14 protein-coding genes are annotated in these 17,506 nt (G+C 65.9%); 12 read left to right on the top strand and 2 right to left on the bottom strand.

Translation table 11 applies throughout. From position 1 onward, the window contains the following. Positions 1 to 118: 118 nt before the first annotated feature. Together O9320_07885 and O9320_07880 are read left to right on the top strand one after the other, a co-directional pair. Entirely contained in the window at positions 119 to 850 is a 732-nt protein-coding gene (locus O9320_07885; GenBank protein ID MCZ8310759.1) for a DUF1194 domain-containing protein, read from the top strand. A 35-nt stretch (positions 851 to 885) separates the two neighbouring features. Then, positions 886 to 1,968, top strand: coding sequence for a galactose oxidase (locus tag O9320_07880; protein ID MCZ8310758.1), 1,083 nt, complete (start codon positions 886 to 888; stop codon positions 1,966 to 1,968). On the opposite strand, the gene O9320_07875 is transcribed toward O9320_07880, so the two are convergent. Then, a complete protein-coding gene (locus O9320_07875; GenBank protein MCZ8310757.1) occupies positions 1,955 to 2,569 on the bottom strand; it encodes a class I SAM-dependent methyltransferase in 615 nt (204 codons plus the stop codon). The genes O9320_07880 and O9320_07875 overlap by 14 nt on opposite strands. Before the next feature lie 82 nt (positions 2,570 to 2,651). Here O9320_07875 and O9320_07870 point away from each other — a divergent pair, with 82 nt between their 5' ends. The 10 genes from O9320_07870 to O9320_07825 all read left to right on the top strand — a co-directional run bounded on the left by O9320_07870 (position 2,652) and on the right by O9320_07825 (position 16,688). Further along, positions 2,652 to 3,356 (top strand): DUF1028 domain-containing protein, encoded by a 705-nt coding sequence (locus O9320_07870; protein MCZ8310756.1) that lies wholly within the window; start codon positions 2,652 to 2,654, stop codon positions 3,354 to 3,356. Then, positions 3,353 to 4,351, top strand: coding sequence for an ABC transporter ATP-binding protein (locus O9320_07865; protein ID MCZ8310755.1), 999 nt, complete (start codon positions 3,353 to 3,355; stop codon positions 4,349 to 4,351). The genes O9320_07870 and O9320_07865 overlap by 4 nt, the downstream gene beginning before the upstream one ends. Beyond that, positions 4,348 to 5,400 carry a dipeptide ABC transporter ATP-binding protein gene (locus O9320_07860; protein MCZ8310754.1) on the top strand — a complete coding sequence of 351 codons (1,053 nt, stop codon included), beginning with the start codon at positions 4,348 to 4,350 and terminating at the stop codon, positions 5,398 to 5,400. The genes O9320_07865 and O9320_07860 overlap by 4 nt, the downstream gene beginning before the upstream one ends. Before the next feature lie 22 nt (positions 5,401 to 5,422). Next, positions 5,423 to 6,958, top strand: a complete 1,536-nt coding sequence (locus O9320_07855) for an ABC transporter substrate-binding protein (protein MCZ8310753.1) — start codon at positions 5,423 to 5,425, stop codon at positions 6,956 to 6,958. A 9-nt stretch (positions 6,959 to 6,967) separates the two neighbouring features. Continuing rightward, positions 6,968 to 7,912, top strand: a complete 945-nt coding sequence (locus tag O9320_07850; protein ID MCZ8310752.1) for an ABC transporter permease — start codon at positions 6,968 to 6,970, stop codon at positions 7,910 to 7,912. Continuing rightward, complete coding sequence (locus O9320_07845; GenBank protein MCZ8310751.1) at positions 7,909 to 8,769, top strand: ABC transporter permease; 861 nt, start codon at positions 7,909 to 7,911, stop codon at positions 8,767 to 8,769. The genes O9320_07850 and O9320_07845 overlap by 4 nt, the downstream gene beginning before the upstream one ends. Positions 8,770 to 8,821: 52 nt before the next feature. After that, the gene (locus O9320_07840; protein MCZ8310750.1) at positions 8,822 to 10,417 is read left to right on the top strand and encodes an ABC transporter substrate-binding protein; all 1,596 of its coding nucleotides are present in this window, start codon (positions 8,822 to 8,824) and stop codon (positions 10,415 to 10,417) included. Positions 10,418 to 10,584: 167 nt separating this feature from the next. Beyond that, positions 10,585 to 13,788, top strand: a complete 3,204-nt coding sequence (locus O9320_07835; protein ID MCZ8310749.1) for a CHAT domain-containing protein — start codon at positions 10,585 to 10,587, stop codon at positions 13,786 to 13,788. 71 nt (positions 13,789 to 13,859) lie between these two features. Then, positions 13,860 to 14,543 (top strand): hypothetical protein, encoded by a 684-nt coding sequence (locus O9320_07830; protein ID MCZ8310748.1) that lies wholly within the window; start codon positions 13,860 to 13,862, stop codon positions 14,541 to 14,543. After that, a complete protein-coding gene (locus O9320_07825) occupies positions 14,544 to 16,688 on the top strand; it encodes an adenylate/guanylate cyclase domain-containing protein (protein MCZ8310747.1) in 2,145 nt (714 codons plus the stop codon). Here O9320_07825 and O9320_07820 read toward each other — a convergent pair. Continuing rightward, complete coding sequence (locus O9320_07820) at positions 16,666 to 17,403, bottom strand: aspartate/glutamate racemase family protein (protein ID MCZ8310746.1); 738 nt, start codon at positions 17,401 to 17,403, stop codon at positions 16,666 to 16,668. The genes O9320_07825 and O9320_07820 overlap by 23 nt on opposite strands. Between the last annotated feature and the right edge of the window lie 103 nt (positions 17,404 to 17,506).

Raw genomic sequence — 17,506 nt, 5'->3', positions numbered from 1 at the left:
TAGCAAGAGAGACAAGGCGGGCGGTTCCATTTCGATTGCGCGGTAAGTGTTGACCGCAAAGATCCACGCCGGACGGCCAAGCTAGACGAAGCGGCATCGTTCGTGCATTCTTGAATTCATGGCCCGTAACGCCGGACGCCGCGCTGTGTTGGCTGGGATCGGGGCAAGTGCCGCTGTTGCGGCCTTGCCGCAACGCCCTGCGCGCGCCGCCGGTACCGCCGTCGATCTGCAGCTTGTTCTTGCGGCCGACGTCTCGCGCAGCATCGACGACCGCCGCTTCCGCCTGCAGCGCGAGGGTTATGCCGCCGCCATCGCGGATCCGCGCGTCGTGCGCGCGATGACCGGTGGGCGGTACAAGCAACTCGCCCTCACCTATTGCGAATGGTCGAGCCCAAGCCAGCAGATGACGCTCGTCGACTGGACCTTGATCGACGGCCAAGAGAGTGCCGAGGGCTTTGCCGGGCAATTGCTGCTGCCGCCGCGCCCCTTTGCCGCCTCGACCGCGATCGGCGAGGCCATCACCTATGCGGCGCGCGAATTCGAGCGTTGCCCCTATCCGGCCGACCGGCGCACGATCGACATTTCGGGCGACGGCACCAACACCAACGGCCTGCCCGCCGAGATCGGCCGCGACCGTGCGGTGGCAGCCGGCATCACGATCAACGGGCTCGCGATCCTCTCGGACACGCCCAGCCCCTGGAACCCCAACCACACCCATCCGCCCGGCGGGCTCGATGGCTGGTACCGCGAAAACGTGATCGGCGGGACCGGCGCCTTCCTGCTCTCGGTGATGGGCTTCGAGACGTTTGCGTTTGCCATGGTCAACAAGCTGACCCGCGAATCGACCTGAGACAAAACGACCCCCCAACCTGGAGCCTCCCCCGAATGACCCCCCGTTCGATCTCCCGCCGCTTTGCCGTCGGCGGCGGTTTGGCGCTGTTTGCGAGCCCCGTTCTTGCCCAACATGCCGGGCACGGCCCCGTCTACGAACGCTTGAACCAGCCCGGCCGCATCGACGTGCCCGCGCTCGCAGCCGAGCAGCGCGTGTTCGATTCGATCGCCCCCAAAGCGCCGCAGCAGGGGCGCTGGATCGAGCGCGCGCCGCTGCCGTTGCCGCGCACCGAAATGGCGTGGGCGGCCGAGCGCAACGGCAAGCTGCATCTCGTGGGCGGCTATGCCGAGCAGCGCGTCGACAAGCCCTACCACCATATCTACGACGCAGGCTCGAACAGCTGGCTGCAGGCGCAGGATCTGCCGCTGGGTGCGAACCATGTCGGCGTCGCCGTGCTCGACGGGCGGCTCTACGCGATGGGTGGTTTCATCGACCAGAATCGGCGCCCACATGCCGAATGTTTTGTGTACGGCGCCGAAGGCGAGCGCTGGTCGAAGATCGCACCCTTGCCCACGCCGATGGGGGCGATGGGCTGCATCGCCTACGAGGGCCGCATCCATGCCGTGGGCGGGGCCGACGGCGACACGGCCGACTCGCGCCTGTCGCGCAGCCAGCACATCGTCTACGACCCCAAGACCGACAAATGGAGCAACGCCGCCCCGTTGCCGACCGCGCGCGACCATATCGGCATCGTCGCCAATGCCGGGCTTATCCATGTGATCGGCGGACGCGTAAACAGTTTCTACACAAACTCGCATCTGCACCACACCTACGACGCCAAGGAAGATGCGTGGCGCATGCGCAATCCGTTGCCGACCGCGCGCTCAGGCCACGGTGCCACGCTCTATCGCGGCCAAATTTTCTGCATGGGCGGGGAAGGCTCGAACCGCGTGTTCGGCCAGAACGAAGCCTACAACCCCACGACCGATAAATGGCTCGCCTATGCGCCGATGGCCACCCCGCGCCACGGTATGGGGGCGGTTACGATCGGCGACGCGATTTACGTCGCGGGCGGCGGCCCGGTCATGGGGGGCGGCGTAAAAAGTGCCGTGCACGAGGCCTTTACGCTGGCGTAGAGCCTGCCGCCCCTTTGCGCGCATAGACATGCAGCCAAGGGGTGGGCTCGGCATCGTAGCCGGTGCCCATCACCTGCTCGATTTCGGGCGACGGGAAACCGGCGTTGGCGAAAGCGGCGGCGAGCCAGTCTGGCGACGGGTAATTATAGAGCCGTCCAAAACGGTCGCGGCCTTCTTGCGTGCCTTCCTTGAAGCTCGAATAGAAGACGCCGTCTGCACGCAGTGCACGGTGGATGCCGCGCAAGATGGCGGGCAGTTCGGCGCGCGGCACGTGCAGCAGGCACGCATTCGCGTACACGCCGTCATACGCGTTTTCGGCCGCGAGATCGGCAAAGCGCAGCACCTGCACCGGGCGGCCCAACCGTTTCTGCGCCTCGGCCGCCAATTCGGGCGAACCGTCGCTGGGCTTGAGGTCGAGGCCCTTGCCGAGCAGGGCCGCACTGTCGCGCCCGCTGCCGCAGCCGAGTTCGAGCACGGACGCGTTCGGTGCGAGCATTGAAGCAAAACGTTCGATATGCCGCGTGTTCGGCGGCGTACCGCGCGCAGCATAGCGCGCGGCTTCGGCCGCATAAAATGCTGTCGTTTGCTGGTCGTCGGCCATCGATTGGTCTTTCTGTTGCATACACCCAGTGCCCGGCGTTTAACTTGGCGCTCTGGAATCTAGCATAAGGGTTGGCCTTGGCATGACTTGGTCCGTAGTGGCGCACGACCGTGCAAGCGGCGAATTCGGCATTGCCGTGGCGACGCGGTTTTTCGCCGTGGGCGCTTTGTGCATGTATGTGAAGCCGGGCGCGGGTGCCGTCGCAACGCAAGCCTTGATCAATCCCTATCACGGGATCGACGGCATCGACCTGCTCGAGCGCGGCATCCCGGCTAAGGAGGCATTGGCGGCGCTGCTTGCGCGCGACGCGGGTGCCGCCGTGCGCCAGGTGCATCTGATGGACGCGATCGGTGATTTTGCCGCCCACACGGGTACGGGATGCGTCGATTGGGCAGGCCATCTGATCTTCGAAGATTTTTCGGTCGCCGGAAACATGCTCGCAGGCAAGGAGGTGATCGAGGCGACGGCCGAGGCGTTTGCGCTGAATGCCGGCCTGCCGCTTGCCGAGCGTTTCATCGCCGCCCTCGATGCGGGCGAAGCGGTGGGCGGGGACAAGCGCGGGCGCCAATCGGCCGCCTTGCGCATCCACAAAAACGACGAGTATCCCGTGCTCGATATCCGCGTGGACGACCACGAATATCCGCTCGTCGAACTGCGCCGTCTCTTCGAAAAAAGCAAAGAGCGGTTTTCGACGTTCCGCAAATTCCTTGCCTCGCGCGACAATATCGCGGGCACCTACGACCGCAGCAAAATCGACGCGGCCCTCGCGGCGGCCGGCATCAAATGACGGGTCTGCTCGAGGTCGACGATTTGCACACGTCTTTCGACACCGATGCGGGCGAGTTCCGCGCGGTGGACGGCGTGTCGTTTTCGGTGGCGCCCGGGCGCACGCTCGGCATCGTCGGCGAAAGCGGCTGCGGCAAGTCGGTCACGTCGCTGTCGATCATGGGCCTGCTCGCCAAACCGGCGGGCCGCATCGCCGGCGGCGCCATCCGCTTTCGCGGCCAGGATCTCGCCACGCTGCCCGAGCTCGAGATGCAGAAACTGCGCGGCTCGGAAATCGCGATGATTTTCCAGGAGCCGATGACGAGCCTCAACCCGGCATTCACGATTGGCAACCAGCTCGTCGAAGGCATTCTGCGCCATCGCGAGATTTCGCCCGATGCGGCCAAAGCGCACGCGATCGAGATGCTGCGCCGCGTGCGCATCCCCGCCCCCGAAGCGCGCTTCGACGAATATCCGCACAAGCTTTCGGGCGGCATGCGCCAGCGCGTGATGATCGCGATGGCGCTCGCCTGCGATCCCAAGCTGCTGATCGCGGACGAGCCCACCACGGCGCTGGACGTTACGATCCAAGCCCAGATCCTCGACCTTCTGCGCCGTTTGCGCGACGAGACGGGGACGGCCATCGTGCTGATCACGCACGATCTCGGCGTGATTGCCGAACTCGCGCACGACGTGGTCGTGATGTATGCGGGCAAGATCGTGGAGAAAGCGCCGGTCGAGCGGCTCTTCGCCTGGCCGCAGCACCCCTACACGATCGGCCTGTTGGGGGCGATCCCGCAGCTGCATCGCGCGCGCGAACGCCTTGCCACGATCGACGGCACGGTGCCGAACCTCGCCAAGCTTGAGCCGGGCTGCCGCTTTGCCGCTCGCTGCCCGTTTGTACAAGACCAGTGCCGGCGCGAAGAACCGCCGATGCGCGATCTTGGGCACGGCCAGGCGGCCGCATGCTGGCTTGCCCCGCTCGACGAGGCCGCACTCAAGACGGGTGCCGCATGACCACGCCGCTGTTGAGTGCGCATAATTTGGTGAAGCATTTTCCTGTGCGCAAAGGCCTGTTCGGCCGCACGACGGGCTACGTGAAGGCCGTGGACGGCGTGTCGCTCGCCGTGGCCCCCGGCGAAACGCTCGGCCTCGTCGGCGAAAGCGGCTGCGGCAAATCGACCGTCGGGCGCATGTTGCTGCGCCTGATCGAGCCGACGTCGGGCGAAATCGAATTCGACGGTGCGGACCTCACGCGCCTCAGCGAGCCCGAAATGCGCAAGGCGCGCCGCCATCTGCAGATCGTGTTCCAGGATCCCTACGCCTCGCTCAATCCGCGCATGACGGTGGGCGAAATCGTGGGCGAACCGTTGATGCTGCACGGGCTTGCGCACGGGGCCGCACGCGCCGAGAAAGTGCGCGAGCTGCTCGGCGTGGTGGGTTTGCGGCCCGAACACGACCGGCGCTACCCGCACGAATTCTCGGGCGGCCAGCGCCAGCGTATCGGCATTGCGCGCGCCCTTGCGGCTGGCCCCAAACTCATCGTCGGCGACGAGCCCGTGTCCGCCCTCGACGTTTCCGTGCAAGCCCAGGTGCTGAACCTGCTCAAGGATCTGCAGGCGCGCTTCGGCTTGGCCCTCGTGCTGATCGCGCACGATCTTGCCGTCGTCAAACACGCGGCCGACCGCGTCGCCGTCATGTATCTGGGCCGCATCGTCGAGTTGGCCGATACGGCCACGCTCTATTCGGCCCCGCGCCATCCCTATACGCAAGCCTTGCTGGCCGCGATCCCGGCCCCCGACCCGAGCTTGGCGCGCGCCAAGACCTTGCTAGAAGGCGACGTGCCGAGCCCGATCGACCCGCCGCCGGGCTGCCATTTCCACACGCGCTGCCGTTACGCGCAGCCGCGGTGCCGCACGCACGCGCCCACGCTCGACAAGATTTCCAAGGGCCATTCCGTCGCGTGCCATTTCTGGCGCGACATCCCGGCCTTTGCGCCCGCCACCGCACCGCCAGACAATGAAGCCGCACGGCGGCTTGAAAAACTGCAAAGCCGTTTCGTCTGATACCCCACGAAGGAGATAAAAAATGTCCAAATTCCGAACCTTGATGGCGGCCATGACCGTCTCTGGCATGACAGCGCTGGGCCTGATGGCCGGGGCCGCATCCGCGCAGACGACGATGCGCATCGGCTTGGCGGAAGATCCCGACGCGCTCGACCCCACTTTCGCGCGCACTTTCGTGGGCCGCATCGTGTTCGCCGGCCTGTGCGACAAGTTGTTCGACATCGACAACGATCTCAAGATCGTGCCGCAGCTGGCGACCGGCTTCGAATGGAGCGATGCGGGCAAGACGCTGACGATCAAGCTGCGCGACGGCGTGCTGTTCCACGACGGCGAGAAGATGGACGCCGAAGCGGTGCGCTTCAGCCTCGACCGCCATCTGAACGCGCCGCGCTCGGGCCGGCGTGCGGAAATCTCGGTCGTGCAGACGATCTCGGTCGTCGATCCGCTGACCGTGCGCTTGACGCTGTCGACCGCGTTCGCACCGCTGGTGGCCCAGCTCACCGACCGCGCCGGCATGATGGTGAGCCCCAAGGCCGTAGCGGCCGCAGGCGACCAGTTCGCGGCCAAGCCCGTGTGCGCAGGTCCCTTCCGCTTCGTCGAGCGCATCGCGCAGGACCGCATCGTGCTCGAGAAATTTCCGCAATACTGGAACGTCGCCAACGTGCATGTGGACCGCGTGATCTACCAGCCGATCCCGGACAGCTCGGTGCGCTTCGCCAATCTGCAGGCGGGTGCGCTCGACATGATCGAGCGCCTGCAGCCGACCGACCTGCCGGCCGCACGCCGCAACACGCGCCTGCGCGTGGTGCCGATTTCCGAACTCGGCTACCAGGGCATTACGATCAACACCGGCAACGGCGAGCGCGCCAAATCGCCGATCGGCTCGGACCCACGCGTGCGCGAGGCGTTCGACCTTGCCATCGACCGCGCCGTGATCAACCAGGTCGTCTATAACGGCGAGTTCACGCCGACCGCACAGGCGGTTCCGCCCTCGAGCCCGTTCCATAACAAGGACCTCAAAGCGTCGACGCGCAATCTCGACCGCGCCAAGGCGCTGATGGCGCAGACGGGCTTGCGTCAGCCGGTCGTGGTCAATCTCACCACGCCGCCCAATCCCGACCTGCGCCAAGTGGCGGAGATCGTGCAGGCCATGACCAAAGAAGCGGGCTTCGACGTGCGCATCAACGTGATGGAGTTCGCAAGCTCGCTCAACGCCGCCGAGCGCGGCGAGTTCGAAGCCTATCTGCTCGCGTGGAGCGGCCGCCCCGATCCGGACGGCAATCTCTACGTCTTCATCACCAAGGACGGGCCGCAGAACTACGGCAAGTATCTGAACCCGGAAGTGGACCGGCTCATGGACGAGCAACGCACCATCGCCGACCCCGCCCAGCGCATGGCCGTGCTCCAGAAGATTTCGACGATCACGGCTGCCGACCGGCCGATTCTCTATATGTGGCATCGCACGAACTTCCTCGCGCACGGGCAGCGTCTCACCGGCTTCGTGCCGGTGACCGACGGGCTCATCCGCCTGCAGGGCGTGCGGCTCGCCGCAAACTAAGGCCGACCTATGTTCGCTTTCCTCGCCCGCCGTCTCGCCAGCATCGTGCCGACCTTGATCGTCGTCTCGATGCTGGTGTTCGGTCTGCAATTGCTGCTGCCCGGCGACCCTGCGTCGATGCTGGCGGGCGAGGATCGCGACGAACAATCCTTGGCCGAAATCCGCGCCTATTACGGGCTCGACCAGCCGATCCATGTGCAGTATCTGCGCTGGATCGGCGGCGTGCTGCAGGGCGATTTCGGCACGTCGTTGCGCATCGGCCAGCCGGTGCTGGAATTGGTTCTCGCCAAGCTTCCCGTCACGCTGCAGTTGGGCGGCATGGCGTTTTTGATCGCGTGCCTGATCGGCATTCCGATGGGCGTGCTCTCGGCCGTGCGCAAAGATTCGTTTTGGGACTACGCCGCCAACGCGATTGCGTTGTGGGGGCTTTCGACGCCGAATTTTTGGCTCGGCATCATGCTCATTCTATTGGTGTCGGTCGAACTCGGGTGGCTGCCGCCGTCCGGCTATGTGAGCCCGTTCGAAGACTGGAAGCAGAGCCTTGCCACCACGATCATGCCGGCCTTCGTGCTCGGCAATTCGATCGCGGCAGTATTCATGCGCCATACGCGCGCCGCCATGCTGCAGGCGCTGAACCAAGACTATGTGCGCACCGCGCGCGCCAAGGGCCTCAGCGAAAAAGTCGTGATCAACAAACACGCGCTTCGCAACGCGCTGGTCCCCGTGGTGACCCTGGGTGCGCTCGAGCTTGGCGCGCTGTTTTCGGGGGCCGTGCTTACCGAGCAGGTTTTCACCATCCCAGGCTTCGGCAAGCTTGTGGTCGATGCGGTGTTCAACCGCGACTATCTGGTCGTGCAGGGCGTGGTGCTCGTCACAGCCACGGCCTATGTCGGCTTCAATCTTTTGGCCGACATCGCCTATTTCCTCATCAATCCGCGGCTGCGCCAGCAATGACAAGTGTTGCCCAAACGATCGAAAGTCCCGGACGGCGCGCACTTCGCCGCTTGCTGCGCCGGCCGGCCGCGATGTTCGGGCTTGCGATCGTCACTCTTTTTGTCGTGGCGGCCCTCCTCGCCCCGATTGTCGCACCCGCCGATCCGATCGCAACGAACTGGGGGGCGATCCGCAAAGCACCAAGCGCGCTTTATTGGTTCGGCACCGACGAGAACGGCCGCGATCTTCTGTCACGCGTTATCTACGGCGCGCGCGCCTCGCTGCAAGCCGGCGTGATTTCGGTCGCGATTTCGATCGCGGTCGGGCTGCCGCTGGGTCTGCTCGCGGGTTATGTCGGCGGCTGGATCGATGCGGTCATCAGCCGTATCACCGACGCGATGCTGGCCTGCCCGTTCCTGATCCTTGCCATCGCCCTGGCGGCGTTTTTGGGCCCGAGCCTCACAAATGCGATGATCGCGATCGGCATTTCGGCCACCCCGGCCTTCATCCGCCTCACGCGCGGGGCCACGCTTAACGCCAAGGTCGACGACTATATCGAGGCGGCCCGCGCGGTCGGCAATCCGCATTGGCGCATTGCGGCTGTGCACCTGCTGCCGAACATCCTGCCAGCCTTGATGGTGCAGGCGACCTTGGCGCTTGCAGCGGCGATCATCGCCGAGGCGAGCCTGTCGTTTTTGGGCCTTGGCCAGCAGCCACCGGCCCCCAGCTGGGGATCGATGCTGAACAATGCCCAGCGTTTCATCACCCAAGCGCCCTGGATGGCGCTGTTCCCAGGAGCCGCCATTTTCCTCGTAGTTTTGGCCTTCAATCTGCTCGGCGACGGCCTGCGCGACGCGCTCGATCCCCGCCACAGATAGGCACGGCACCGTTTTTGCTGTGCTTTGCCCCTCGCAATCTCGGAGGGGTTCCATGAAGTTTCTTTCTTTGGCAATCGCAGCGGCCGGTTTGGCGCTTGCGGCACCGGTCGCCCACGCGCAAGGCACCTTGCGCATCGGCATGACCGCGTCGGACATACCGCTCACCACCGGCCAGACCGACCAGGGCGGGGAAGGCATGCGCTTTCTCGGCTACACGGTCTACGACGCGCTGATCAATTGGGACCTCTCGAAGTCCGACCAGCCTTCGGGCCTCGTCCCCGGCCTTGCCACGAGTTGGTCGGTCGACGCGACCGACAAGAACAAATGGACGTTCAGAATCCGCCCCGGCGTCAAATTCCACGACGGTTCGGATTTCGACGCCGAAGCCGCCGTCTGGAACTTCGAAAAGCTCTTGAACCAGCAGGCCCCGCAATTCGATCCGCGCCAGTCGGCGCAAGGGCGCAGCCGCATCCCGGCCGTCGCCGCGACCAAAGCGGTCGACAAGCTCACGCTCGAAATCACGACGCGCAGCCCCGACGCCACGCTGCCCTACCAGATCGCCTGGATCATGTTCTCGAGCCCGGCGCAGTGGGAGAAGTCCGGCAAGAGCTGGGAGAATTTCGCGCGCACGCCGTCGGGCACGGGCCCGTGGAAGCTCGCCAATTTCGTGCCGCGCGAGCGTGCCGAACTCGTCCCCAATGCCGAATACTGGGACAAAGCGCGCGTGCCGAAGCTCGACCGGCTCGTGCTGATCCCGCTGCCCGAGGCCAGTGCGCGCACCGCCGCGTTGCGCTCGGGCCAGGTCGACTGGATCGAAGCGCCCTCGCCCGACGCGCTCGCCTCGCTGCGCCAGGCCGGCATGCGGATCGTGACCAACGCCTATCCGCATAACTGGACCTGGCACTTGAGCCGCGTGGAAGGCAGCCCGTGGAACGACATCCGCGTGCGCCAAGCCGCCAACCTTGCGATCGACCGCGAGGGCATCAAGGAGCTGCTGGGCGGCATGGCGATCCCGGCCCAGGGCTTCTTCCCGCCGGGCCATCAATGGTTCGGTTCGCCGAAATTCAAGCTGCGCCGCGACCTCACGGAAGCGCGCAAGCTGATGGCGGAAGCGGGCTACGGGCCGAGCCGCAAGCTTGCGACCAAGATCCTGATCGCCCCCTCGGGCTCGGGCCAGATGCAACCGCTGCCGATGAACGAATATGTGCAGCAGAACCTCGCCGACATCGGCATCGACATCACGTTCGAGGTCGTGGACTGGAACACGCTCATCAATATCTGGCGGGCGGGCGCCAAACACGAATCGTCGCGCGGTGCCACGGGCATGAACTACACCTACTTCATCCAAGACCCGTTCACCGGCCTCATCCGCCATCTGCAGAGCACGCTGCATCCGCCGGCCGGCACCAATTGGGGCCTCTACGCGGATCCCGCGATGGACGCTTTGTTCGAGAAGGTGCGCAATACCTTCGATCCCGCCGAGCAGACCAAAGTGCTGCAGGAAATCCACGAGAAATACGTGGACGAAGCTTTGTTCCTGATGGTCACGCACGACGTCAACCCGCGCGCGATGACGGCGCGCGTGCAAGGCTTCGTGCAGGCGCAGAACTGGTTCCAGGATTTCTCGTCCATCACCATGGCGCGCTGAAGCCCTGGTTTTCCACAAACCCCCGTCCGCCGAACCAGGCGGGCGGGGGTTTTTCTTTGGCGCGGCGTTCTGACGCAGACCGCCGAAGCCCCCTCTACTTCTCCACGGATTGGGCGTAAATTGTCCGGTAAGGCGTACAATGCGCCGTCCGTGGGTGGGAGAGACCGATGAAGTCGATTGTGCGCGCCGCTCTGGCGTTTAGCCTGGTTCTTTTGGCCGCTTGCGATCCGGACGGCAAACCTGCCGTGTCGCTGCAACAAGCAAGGACGATCGCAGCCGAATTCCAGGGCCAGAGCTTCCAGCCGCCGCCGCGCACGATCTCCGACATCGCGGCCATTCTCGACCAGCAGAAGCCGGACCCCGCCAAGGTCGCCGCGGCACTCGCCAAAGCCGACGCGCAGCCCGCACCCGCCTTGCAAGGTGCCGAGCTGGCGGCGTTCCTCTACGAACGTGCGCTGGCGGCAGGCGAGTTGGGCCGCATCCAGCAGCGCCTGGCCGATCTGCGCCAAGCCAACGAACTGGCGCGCGCCGCAAATGTCGGCGGCCAGATCCTGCAGCGCTATCTGCAGCAATTGGCCCAGGCCGAAGCCGCCTCGGGCAATGTCGCGGCCGCCATCAAAATGACCGAAACGCGCGTCGCGGAGGCCAACAATCCGGTCCAGCGTTTCAACGCGACCAGCGGTCTCGTCGGCTGGAGCGTCAATCGCGGCGATCTTGTGCGGGCCACGGCCGAGCTCAAGAAATTGGAAGACGGGCTGATCGAGATCCGCCAGAACTCGCGCATGCCGCAGCAGACGCTGTGGGACGTGCAGGGCGTTGTCTATCGCGCGCGCGGCCTCGTGGCGATGGAAAGCGGGCGCTATGCGGAAGCCGAAACGCTGCTGCGTTCGGCCATCGCCGAAAATGCGCGCCTCCTCGCCAACGAACGCAGCGTGACCGCGCAGTGGAACGCGCCGCCGGGCGCACTTTCGGATCGCGCGCTGTTCTTTTCGCAGAATCTCGCGAGTGCGATCATGCGCCAGGGCCGCTACGTGGAGGCCGAGGTCGAGATCCGCCGCGTGTTGCTGGCGCGCCTGCAGCGCCAAGGCCGCTATTCGGTCGAAACGCTGCAGACGGTGCAGCTGCTCGCCGACAATCTGATGGAACAAGGCCGCATCGCCGAGGCCGAGCGCCTGGCGCGCGTGACGTTCGATTCCTACGAGACCATGAAGCTCGATCCGAATTTCGGCGGCTATGCGCGCGCGATGAGCCTCGTGGCGCGCGCCCAAATGTTGCACGGCGACGCGCCCGCTGCTTTGCGCACCTTTGCCGATCTGCGCGCGCGCATGGGCAACAACCGCCAGGCGCGCGCGCGCAATTTCGACGCGAACCTCACCTGGGGCATGGCGTCGCTTGCGGGCGGCGATGCGGCCGAGGCCGCGCGCGTGTTCGCGAACATCGTCGAACGGCGCTTGGCTTCGCTCGGCGAACGCAATTGGGACACGGCCATGGCGCGCGCCCTGCTGGGTGCCGCCAAAAACGCGACCGGCGACGTTGCGGGCGCACTCGCCGAATTCGACGCGGCCGCCCCCATCCTGCTGCAGAGCTCGCGCCAGTCGGACGACGAAGAGCAAGGCTCGGCCGGGCGCGACGCGCAATTGCGCATGGCCTTCGAAGGCATGATGGCTGCCCTCGCGGCCTCGAACCGACCCAATGCGGCCGAAGACGCGTTCCGCATCGCCGACGCCGTACGCGGCCAAGGCGTGCAGCGCGCCCTTGCGCAATCCTCGGCGCGCGCGGCCGCGAGCGACCCCGCTCTGACCGAGTTCGTGCGCCAAGAGCAGGATACGCAAAAGCAGGTCGGCGCCTTGCAGGGCCTGCTCACGAATATTCTGTCCGCCCCCGAGCGCGACGACGCTTCCGTGCGCGCACTGCGCGTGCAGATCGACAATCTGCGAGCCGCACGTGCTGCGATCCGCCAGGAAATCGAGCGGCGCTTTCCCGACTACGCGAACCTGATCGATCCGCGCCCCGCCACGGTCGAGCAGACGCGCCGCAGTTTGCGCGGCGGCGAGGCGCTGATCGCAACCTATGTGGGGCAAACGCAAAGCTTCGTGTGGGCCGTGCCGCAGACGGGGCCGGTTGCGTTCGCGGGCGTCAAACTCGGCCGCCACGAAATCGGCGAAACGGTCGCCACGTTGCGAAAAGCGCTCGATCCCAACGCCGCTTCGCTTGGCGATATTCCGACGTTCGACGTGGCCCTTGCGGGCAAACTCTACGACGCCTTGCTGAAACCGGTCGAAGCGGGATTCGCCAACGCCGCGTCGCTGCTTGTGGTGCCGCACGACGCGCTCGGCCAATTGCCGTTCGGCGTGCTGGTCACGGCACCCGTTCAGCTGGCCGCCGAGCGCGACGGCGAGGCGCTGTTCTCGGCCTACAAGCCCGTCCCTTTCCTGATCCGCAAGGCGGCGATCACGCAGCTGCCGTCGGTGGCGTCGCTTGCCACATTGCGCAGCCTGCCGCCCGCGCCCGCCAATCGGCGCGCCTTCATCGGCTTCGGCGATCCGTGGTTCAGCGCCGAGCAGATGGTCGAAGCGCGCACCGAAGCGGCTGCGGCCACGCAAACCGCAAGCCTGGCCACCCGCGGTGCGGCGAATCGGCTGCAGACGCGCGGGCTGCCGCTCCTGCGCCGTTCGGCCCCGGCCACGACTGGTATCGACAGTGCGGAGCTTGCCAATCTGCCGCGCCTGCCCGACACGGCCGACGAGGTGCGCGGCATTGCGCTTGCCCTCAATGCGGCCCCGTCGGACCTGTATCTTGGCGCTGCCGCCAACGAGAGAAACGTCAAGACCGTCGATCTTTCGAACCGGCGCGTCGTGATGTTCGCCACGCACGGGCTCATTCCGGGCGACCTCAACGGCCTGTTGCAGCCGGCCTTGGCGCTGTCCGCACCCAACGTTGCCGACATCGACGGCGACGGGCTGCTCACGCTCGACGAGGTTTTGGGCCTCAAGCTCAACGCCGATTGGGTGGTGCTCTCGGCCTGCAACACGGCGACCGGCGACGGTGCTGGAGCCGAAGCGGTCTCGGGCCTCGGCCGCGCGTTTTTCTATGCGGGGACGCGTGCCCTTCTCGTATCGAACTGGCCGGTCGAGACCACGAGTGCGCGCGCACTCACGACCGATCTGTTCGCCCGCCAAGCACGCGACGCGAATCTGGCGCGCGCCGCCGCCTTGCAGCAGGCGATGCTGGGGCTGCTCGACGGACAGGGCTTCGTCGATCCCGCCAGCCGCCAGACCGTGTTTGCCTACAGCCACCCGATCTTTTGGGCGCCGTTCAGCCTCGTGGGCGACGGCGGCGGCAATACCCGCAGCATCGCCGAAGCGAAGTGACGTTCGTCACAACGTTTGGGCGCGTGCGCATGCTAGGATCGTATTGTTCGTCAGAAGGAGGGGCTGGTTCGATGGTCGTACGTCTTGTCTTTGCGTTTTTTGCTCTTGCCGCAATGCCGGCCCTTGCAGCCGATCCCGTTGCCATCGTCGAGGAAGCCAAAGGCCGCAATCTCGACGTCGATTTCATGGACTATCTCGAAGCCGGACGCGTAGTGAAGCTTGGGCCCGGCGACGAGCTCGTGGTGGGCTATCTCGCCTCGTGCTGGCGCGAGACGATCAAAGGCGGCACCGTCACGATCGGCGCCGAACAGTCGGCCGTCGCGGGCGGCACGGTGCGGCGCGAGAAGGTCGCGTGTTCGGGCACCAAGATGCAGCTCACGAGCGACCAAGCCGCAAAATCCGGCGTGATGGTGTTTCGCGCACCCCCGCGCCCGACGGCCGCGACGGCAAGCGCGCCGCAGCCCACACAGACGATCTACGGCTTGTCGCCCGTACTCGACGTCAAGGGCGGCGGCCAGATCACGATCGCGCGCCTCGACCAAACGGAAGCGCCCGTCACGCTCGACATCCCGGCCCAGCAATTGATGCGCGGCAGCTTCTTCGACATGGCCAAGGCCGACCGCGCGCTTGTGGCGGGCGGCATCTACCGTATTTCGGTTGGCAGCGCTGCCGATTCGCGGCAGATCGTGTTCAAGGTCGATGCCGAGGCCAAACCCGGTGCAGCCCCGATGCTGAGCCGCTTGCTGCGGCTCTAGATGAAAGCATCCCAGCGCGATCGGTTGGCGGGTCTGCTGGCTGTTTTGTTGGGGGCGGCCGCCATCGCGTCGCCGCTGGCCGATGGGGTGCGCGGCCTGTCCGTCGATTTGGCGTTCGCGCTGCGCCACGCCGCATTCGGTGCGCGCCATACAGCTGCGCAGTCGCCGAGCGTCGTGATCGCGATCGACGAAGAGACCTACCGCACGCCGCCTTTTGCCGGCACGCCGCAAGTGCTGTGGACGCGCGAGATCGCCCCTGTGCTTGGCGCCGTACTCGAGGGTGGGGCCAGCGTCGTGGCGTTCGACGTGATTTTCCCGACCTCGGTCGAGCGCTATCTGCCGGGCTTCGACCGCGATTTTCTGCGAGCCTTGCGTGCCGGATCGCGCGACGGGCGCGTGATCCTCGGCAAGGTGCAGCACGGAGCATCGCCGATCGTGCCGTTCCAGGGCCAGAGTTTTGCCGTGGGCCACGACGCCAATATCCGCGCCACTAACCTGTTTCGCGATACCGACGAAACAATTCGCCGCGCGCCCTTGTTTTTCGACGTGGCCGAGGGCGCCACGATGCGCCTCGAAACGTCGTTGGGGCTCGAGGCAGCTGCACGCGCACTCGGCAAAACCCCTGAGAAGCGCAGCGACGGCGTGTGGCTTGCGGACAAGCGCATCCCCGGTTCGGCCAACAACGCAATGCCGATCGATTTCGAAGGCGGCGGGGCCGATATCCCCGCCTTTTCGCTGGCCGATCTGCGCGCGTGCGTCGAAAAGGGCGACGACGCGTTTTTCAAAGCGCATTTCAAGGACAAGATCGTGTTCGTCGGCACCGTACTCGATGTCGAAGACCGCAAGATCACGTCGCGTCGCTTCATGACCGGTCCCGAAGGGGCCGCTGCCGCCCCGCGCTGCGCACTGGCACCGCGTACCGATATTGTGCGCGACGATGTGGTGCGCGACGCGATCCCCGGCGTGTTCGTGCATGCGAGCTTCGCCAACAATCTGGAGCGCGGCGGCGGCCTTTTCGAACTCGGGCGCGCGGGCGAGGCGGCGGCAAGTGCGTTGCTGCTTGCTGTAACAGCCGCCTTGGCGCTGAGCCTGCCGGCGGCACTTGCGGCAGCTGCATTCGCTTGCCTCGGACTTGTCTGGACGGCAATCAGCGTTGGCGCCCTGCAGGCCGGGCTCGTCTGGCCGTTTTTGACGGCCCTGCTGGCCGCCGCCGCCGCCGGTGCGGGGCTGATGGGCTATCGCTTTGCGGTCGCCGACAAGGACAAGCGCCTGTTGCGCAAAAGCTTCGGGCTTTATCTGGCACCCGCCATGGTCGACCGGCTCGTGAATGCGCAAACGCCGCCGCAATTGGGCGGGGAAGAGCGCGTCGTCACGGTGATGTTCTCCGACGTTGCGGGCTTCACGGCCCTGTCGGAGGGCCTCACGCCGCCGCAGCTTGTGCAGGTGATGAACGCGTATCTATCGGCGATGACCGATATCGTCGAAGCCCATGGCGGCTTCGTCGACAAATACATCGGCGATGCGATCGTGGCCGTGTTCGGGGCACCGCTCGAAGATGCCGCCCACGCGCGCAACGCCGTTGCCGCCGCCCTTGTCTGTGCCGCCAAGCTCGACGCGCTGAACGACGATGCCGCGCGGCCGTTTCTGGGGCACCGGCTCAAAGCGCGCATTGGCCTCAATGCAGGGGCAGCGCTTGTCGGCAATATCGGTTCGGCACGGCGCTTCAACTACACGGTCATGGGCGACACGGTGAATCTCGCCTCGCGCCTCGAGGGTGCGAACAAATATTACGGCTCGACGATCATGTGCGCCGACGCAGTCCGCGCCGCCATCGCCGACGATCCGTTCGTGTGGCGCGAGCTCGACCGTATCCAGGTCAAAGGCCGCGCCCAACCCGTGACGATCCTCGAACCGCTGGGCATGGCGGCGACGCTCGCGGCGGATACAAAGCTTCGCGTTGAAGAATTCGCACGTGCCCTTGGCGCCTATCGGGCGCGCGATTTCCAAACCGCCTTGCGGCTCGCAAACGGACCGCTGCTTGCAAAGGACCCCGTCGCGCGCAGCTTCGTCGAACGCGTTGCCGCGTTGAATCCGGCGCAACTGCCGGCCGATTGGGCGGCCGTTACGGCGTTGGACGCGAAATAAGCGCGGCGAGTTCGGGCGCGAGGCCAATGCTCGGCACCGACGGCGCCGGGGCGAATGCGGGCGCTGTTTCGCGCACCATGCGCTCGAGCCTGGCAATGCTCGCCTCGAGCGAACCCAGCAGGCGCACTTTGGTCAAAGGCTGCACGCGCGGCACAAGGCCGGCCAAACCCGCCCCGCCCAGAATCACGATATCGGCCCCGTCTTCTTCGGCGCAGGCCGTCGCGGCCGCCGCCAATTCGCCCAAGGCACGCTCGGGATCGGCCGCAATCTCGGCACCGGTCGCGGCAACCGCCCGCACCCGTGCAAGCTGTGCGGACAGGCCAAGCGTGGCCACGAACTCGGTCAGCATCGGGACCCAGCGCGCCCCGCCGGTGAGGATGCCGACGCGCGATCCCATTTCGACCGCCTCGCGCATCGCGGCTTCCGCCATGCCGATGGCCGGGACCGGCGAGATTTCGCGCAAGGCCTCGATGCCCGGATCGCCGAAACAGGCCAGCAACACGCCCTGATGGTGCGGGCGCCAGAACGCCGAAAACGCATCAAGGGCGGCATGGCCCGCGATCGCGGCGGCCGCCCGCGTGCCGATATAACGTGCGCCGAAGCGGGCCGTAACCGGATCGAATTTTGTGTTGGGCGACGCGCATTTTTGGGCATTCGCCGCCACGAGGTCCGTAATGTCGGGCGAAGTATTCGGATTGATCAGCAAGAGACGCATAAAACTGCCTATTTTTTGGGCGGTGTTGGCGCGGTTTTTCCTTTATCGGCCGAATCGGGCCGATTCGCCAGCCAAAGCGGCACTGGCACCTTGGTTGCAAACC

The organism is Magnetospirillum sp. (genome assembly GCA_027532905.1).
GTDB lineage: Bacteria > Pseudomonadota > Alphaproteobacteria > CACIAM-22H2 > CACIAM-22H2 > Tagaea.
Note: the sequence above shows the minus strand (reverse complement) of the source record. Positions and strands in the feature narration are given on the sequence as shown.